This window comes from Helicobacter pylori SA213A (assembly GCF_000476275.1).
In the GTDB taxonomy this organism is placed as follows: domain Bacteria; phylum Campylobacterota; class Campylobacteria; order Campylobacterales; family Helicobacteraceae; genus Helicobacter; species Helicobacter pylori_CL.
In genome coordinates this window covers 112,055-118,275 of sequence record NZ_CBOM010000002.1, presented here as the reverse complement: position 1 = coordinate 118,275, position 6,221 = coordinate 112,055, and the positions used below count along the sequence as shown (strand labels likewise).

The 6,221-nt window shown below is 35.9% G+C and carries 4 protein-coding genes and 2 pseudogenes; 5 read left to right on the top strand and 1 reads right to left on the bottom strand.

The annotated features are described in order from the left end of the window. From QT74_RS08490 to xerH, 5 genes and pseudogenes are all read left to right on the top strand, one after another. Positions 1-393: pseudogene (locus QT74_RS08490) on the top strand (P-loop NTPase fold protein); the annotation flags it as partial. Between the two features lie 222 nt (positions 394-615). Further along, complete coding sequence (locus QT74_RS01765; RefSeq protein WP_000714993.1) at positions 616-1,428, top strand: outer membrane protein; 813 nt, start codon at positions 616-618, stop codon at positions 1,426-1,428. 158 nt (positions 1,429-1,586) lie between these two features. After that, entirely contained in the window at positions 1,587-2,759 is a 1,173-nt protein-coding gene (locus tag QT74_RS01760; protein ID WP_033764149.1) for a pyridoxal phosphate-dependent aminotransferase, read from the top strand. Between the two features lie 165 nt (positions 2,760-2,924). Continuing rightward, a pseudogene (locus QT74_RS08880) lies at positions 2,925-3,429 on the top strand (hypothetical protein); the annotation flags it as partial. Between the two features lie 1,151 nt (positions 3,430-4,580). Then, positions 4,581-5,651, top strand: coding sequence for a tyrosine recombinase XerH (xerH, locus tag QT74_RS01750; RefSeq protein WP_033764144.1), 1,071 nt, complete (start codon positions 4,581-4,583; stop codon positions 5,649-5,651). Positions 5,652-5,713: 62 nt separating this feature from the next. Here xerH and QT74_RS01745 read toward each other — a convergent pair whose 3' ends face one another. Further along, a complete protein-coding gene (locus tag QT74_RS01745; protein WP_033764142.1) occupies positions 5,714-6,220 on the bottom strand; it encodes a methylated-DNA--[protein]-cysteine S-methyltransferase in 507 nt (168 codons plus the stop codon). Between the last annotated feature and the right edge of the window lies 1 nt (position 6,221).

Genomic DNA, 6,221 nt, shown 5'->3' with positions numbered 1-6,221 from the left:
TTTAAAGAAGTGATGGAGCAACAATCACTAACAATAAAAAATGGTATAGAGAGTATAAAAACAAACGCTGAAGAGGCATCAATTGAGTTTTTTCTTGAAAATAAAGACAATCTCAAAGCTTTCCCTTATATTTTTGGTTTTAGAATTCTTAATTATAACTCTAATTTTTTATTAAGGGCAGTTATGGAAAATCATAGAGATGAATGTTTGGAATTAATGGAAAAATGGTATAAAAGTGCATCCCAATATCGCAATGAAAATCAGCAAGATTTGGGGGAATATTTTTGGATCAACGATCACACTTTTAGTTTGCCACTCAACCACACATTTAAACAACTAAAAATTGATCTCCCAAAAGATTTTCTCTTGTATTCATACAACCACCCACTTTAATTGATTTTCTCAAATTAAAAAACGCATTTTTCCAACTATCCTAAACGACTTATCCCAAAATCCCCCCAAAAACAGAAAAAATCACCGAGCCAAACCGCTAAAACCCCTTAGAAAATTTAAAATTTTAAGTTTTAGGGGTGTTTTTCTTAAGAATTTAGGTTTTTTATAGATTATTATGTTATTATTATACGAAATGTAGACTTTTAGAAGGAAAAATGTTGTATGAAAAAGTTTGTAGTGTTTAAAACGCTCTGTTTATCGGTAGTGTTAGGTAATAGTCTTTTGGCAGCAGAAGGTAGCACAGAAGTGCAAAAGCAATTGGAAAAACCAAAAGATTATAAAGTAGTGAAAGGCGAGCAAAACGCTTGGTATTTGGGGATTAGCTATCAAGTCGGTCAGGCTTCGCAAAGCGTTAAAAACCCCCCCAAAAGCAGTGAATTTAACTATCCTAAGTTCCCTGTGGGTAAAACCGACTATCTAGCCGTTATGCAAGGATTAGGGCTTACTGTGGGTTATAAGCAATTTTTCGGGGAAAAGAGATGGTTTGGTGCGCGCTATTACGGCTTCATGGATTATGGGCATGCCGTATTTGGAGCGAACGCTTTGACATCAGATAACGGTGGGGTGTGCGAGCTTCACCAACCATGTGCGACCAAAGTAGGGACAATGGGCAATCTGTCTGACATGTTCACTTATGGTGTGGGTATTGACACTTTATACAATGTCATCAATAAAGAAGATGCGAGTTTTGGTTTCTTTTTTGGGGCTCAAATCGCAGGCAACTCTTGGGGTAATACGACAGGGGCCTTTTTGGAAACTAAAAGCCCTTATAAGCACACTTCCTATAGCCTTGATCCGGCGATTTTCCAGTTCCTTTTTAATTTAGGGATCCGCACCCATATTGGCCGGCATCAAGAATTTGACTTTGGCGTGAAGATTCCCACTATCAATGTTTATTATTTTAACCATGGGAATTTGAGCTTCACTTACCGCCGTCAATACAGCCTTTATGTAGGGTATCGTTACAATTTCTGATTTAAAACGCTTGTTTTTCTCTAATTGGATTTTCAATTAGAGTTTTCTTGCATAGACCACTGCTTTCTTTTGAAACATTTTTGAAAGTTTTTTGAAAATTAGAATTAAAATCTTTTTGATCATGTTATGATAGTCCAAAAATTTAACAAGGATTAAGCATGTTATATTCCTCTAAAATCCAATCCCTTTCAGAATCCACAACGATCGCTATCAGCACGCTCGCTAAAGAATTGAAATCGCAGGGAAAAGATATTTTAAGTTTTTCAGCGGGCGAGCCTGATTTTGACACCCCGCAAGCGATTAAAGATGCGGCTATAAAAGCCCTAAATGACGGCTTTACAAAATACACTCCAGTGGCTGGGATTCCTGAATTACTCAAAGCGATCGCTTTTAAATTGAAAAAAGAAAACAACTTGGATTATGAGCTGAGTGAAATTTTAGTGAGTAATGGCGCTAAGCAAAGCTTGTTCAATGCGATTCAAGCTTTAATAGGGGAGGGCGATGAGGTGATTATCCCTGTGCCTTTTTGGGTAACTTACCCTGAGCTTGTGAAATACAGCGGAGGGGTGAGTCAATTCATTCAAACCGATGAAAAAAGCCATTTTAAAATCACCCCCAAGCAGCTTAAAGACGCCTTAAGTCCCAAAACAAAAATGCTCATTCTCACCACTCCATCAAACCCTACCGGCATGCTTTATAGTAAGGCGGAATTAGAGGCTTTGGGCGAAGTTTTGAAAGAGACAAAAGTTTGGGTGCTTAGCGATGAAATTTATGAAAAGCTTGTTTATAAAGGGGAGTTTGTTTCTTGCGCGGCGGTGAGTGAAGAGATGAAAAAACGCACCATTACTATTAACGGCTTGAGTAAGTCAGTGGCGATGACAGGCTGGCGTATGGGCTATGCGGCGAGCAAGGATAAAAAGTTAGTCAAATTGATGAATAACTTGCAAAGCCAATGCACTTCCAATATCAATTCTATCACGCAAATGGCTTCTATTGTGGTGCTTGAGGGGTTGGTGGATAAAGAAATTGAAACGATGCGTCAGGCTTTTGAAAAACGCTGTGATTTAGCCCACGCAAAAATCAATGCGATTGAAGGGTTGAATGCTTTAAAACCTGATGGGGCGTTTTATTTGTTTATCCATATCGGTAGCCTTTGTGGGGGGGATTCGATGCGATTTTGCCATGAGTTGTTAGAAAAAGAAGGCGTAGCGTTAGTGCCTGGAAAGGCTTTTGGATTGGAAGGCTATGTCCGTTTGTCTTTTGCATGTTCAGAAGAACAGATTGAAAAGGGGATTGAACGCATCGCTCGCTTTGTCAAATCAAAGGGATAAAAAAAGGATAAAAAAGAATTTTTATTTAAAAAAGGGGGGATTTTAATCTTGTTTGGAATTTGATATTGTGGTTAGTGGTATAGCGTGGTATAATGGCTTGACTTAAAAGTTTGAAAAGTGCAGTTTTCATAACTAAAATAGATTTTTGAGAAAGGAATAAATAATATGATAATAAGATTTGATCACAACAATAATTCTGGAGAATGGCAAATGCTTTTTAACAAAATCAATAATGGCTCGCCTTTTGGGGTTATCACTTTCATTGGACCAATTCTATCGCATTTTGAAAACGTGATGAGGAGTGGCTACCTTTCTTCTGAACCAACAAAGCAAGATCAGATAAGATCTTTCTTAATAAATAAGCGTGAATTTATAGGGTTTGTTGAGATTATTATTGGACCTAGCGAAAGCTTGTTTTTTGTATATGAAAACGAGCCGAGTGCAACATTTAATTTAAAAAACTACTTGTTGGTGTTAGCCAAAATACATTGTGTAATCCAACAAGCGATTTGTTATTGCGAAAACAAGCAAGACGCACAAAACACTGACACAAAAGAGATAAAATTCCTAAGAACAAGAACGCATTTTTTTGGGAAAGAATTCGGATCTACAAAAGTTAAAATTGGAATTTCAAACCCCAAGACTTTTTGGGATTCTCTTTTGGAGTTGAGGAATGAGTTTTATTCTTTTGTATTAGATGAGAATCCAATTGAAGATTATAAAGATTTTTTAATAAAAAATAAAAAAATAATAAATGATCGTATCTCCATAACATTGTATCCCCATAATGATTGTTTTGTAGACAATAAATATTCAAGTAGTGATTTTCGCATAAACTCAACTTTTGAAAAACACATGGAAGATATTAAGTCGCACTATAAGCGGTTTCGTGAGACATTTTTGCTTGACTATTCTGAAACCCTACCAAGTGAAACAATAAATAAACTAAAGGCACGAGTGATTGAAGAAAGAGATCAGCAAAAAGAAAAGAATGAGACATATAAGCAAAGCTCTGCACAAAACTTTAAGATCAATGAAATCGCTGAGAATTTAAAAAGTGGTAAGATAGTCGGTGAAAAAATTATCAGCAATGCTTTATCTTATGCAAGCAAGGAATATACAGGTTCTAGCTATTGTTTCATAGATCCTAAGGATTTAGAGACACAATTAGTGCAATATAAACAAGATCTATTAAACGATATTATCATTGAAATAAATCAAATTAAAATTGAATATAATTTGCTTGATGATGCATTCTATTTTATCTTCGACATTGACAATTCTCATCAATTAATTGTCAATGTGCCTAGAAAAAAGTTGAGAGATATGAGACTACCTAAGATGAGAACAAGAGAATCACACTCATATTTGAAAATTCAATCCATACTGAAATCTTGTGTCCGCAAAGGTTTTTATATTATACAAAATAAAACCATTGTTAATATTTTAACTCCCAAGAGTCTAGAGATGCAATTGTTACAAAAATTATCACAAAATAAAGCAGATCTATCGAATCATATTATTGAGGTTTTAAACTATCAATTATCGTTTCAACCACATCAACCGCCAATTATCACTTATGCGTTAATAAGAAAAATTCGATATAATTTCAACTATAATACATTCCATTTTATCTTTGATATTGTTAACTTTTTAGATGAAAAATTAGAATTTATTATTGAAGTGCCTAGAGAAGCGTTGGATCTAGAGAATATTGATCGGCTTGTTGAAAAAAATCATAGCCACGGTTCTTTAGCGCGTCATGTTAGAGAAGGCTCTTTTATTCTTGACACACACTTGAAAGAATAAAGTTAAACCCCAATGAAACACCCCCTAGAAGAATTAAAAGACCCTGTAGAAAATCTTTTGCTATGGATTGGGCGCTTTTTGCGTTACAAATGCACAAGCCTATCTAATTCCCAAGTGAAAGACCAAAACAAGGTTTTTGAATGCTTGAACGAACTAAATCATGCGTTCGTCAGCTCAAGCCAATTAGAAAAAGTTTGCAAAAAAGCCCGTAATGTTGGATTACTAGGTATCAACACCTACGCACTGCCCCTACTCAAATTTTACGAATACGCTCAAAAGCTTTCTTTAAAATCGCTCAAAAGCATAGATGAAGTCATGTTGGCTGAATTTTTGAGCGTTTATACCGGGGGTTTGAGTTTAGCCACTAAGAAAAATTACAGGATCGCCCTACTCGGGCTTTTTAGCTACATAGACAAGCAAAATCAAGATGAAAATGAAAAATCTTATATCTATAATATCACGCTTAAAAACATCAGCGGAGTGAATCAAAGCGCAGGCAACAAGCTCCCTACTCATTTAAACAATGAAGAATTAGAAACATTTTTAGAGAGCATTGATAAAATAGAAATGTCCGCTAAAGTGCGTGCCAGAAACCGCCTGCTCATTAAAATCATCGTTTTTACAGGCATGCGTTCTAATGAAGCCTTGCAGCTTAAAATAAAGGATTTCACTTTAGAAAATGGCTGTTACACGATTTTGATTAAAGGTAAGGGCGATAAATACAGAGCGGTGATGCTCAAAGCTTTCCACATTGAGAGCCTTTTAAAAGAATGGCTCATAGAAAGGGAATTGTATCCTGTTAAAAACGATTTATTGTTTTGCAACCAAAAAGGCATGGCTTTAACGCAAGCTTATTTGTATAAGCAAGTGGAGCGCATCATCAATTTTGCAGGACTCAGGCGAGAAAAAAATGGGGCGCACATGTTAAGGCATTCTTTTGCGACCTTGCTTTATCAAAAACGCCATGATTTGATTTTAGTCCAAGAAGCTCTAGGGCATGCGAGCTTGAATACGAGTAGGATTTATACGCATTTTGACAAACAGCGTTTAGAAGAAGCGGCGAGCATTTGGGAAGAAAATTAAAAAACACCCCCCTACTCCCTTAAAAAAATGATTTTTACCATAAAACAACTAAACCCCCATTTTTAAGAAATTAAAAAATTTTTAGCTCGCTCATTTAAAATTTTGCTTTCAAATTCTAACAGCCACTTTTTGACTTCTATGCCCCCATTATACCCCCCTAAAGCGCCATTTTTACGCACCACTCTATGACAAGGCACGATCAAAGAAATAGGGTTATTATGATTAGCGTTGCCAATCGCTCTGCAAGATTTAGGGTTATTAATGAGTTTTGCGATTTCATCGTAACTTTTTGTCTTGCCATAAGGGATAGCCATTAACGCAGACCAAACTTGTTTTTGAAAAGAAGTCCCTATCAAATCTAAAGGCGCATCAAATTCAAAAAGTTGTCCCAAGAAATAACGTTCTAAGGCTTGAACGCTGAGTTTTAATGGGGTATTCATAGGGGTATTATGAGAAAAATTGGTCGTATCAAAATCCAATCTCAACAAATGGCTCTCATTAGCGCACAAATGCAAATACTCTAAAGGGAAACTCTTAGGGGTCTTAAAATAGTAGTGGTATAAAACCATC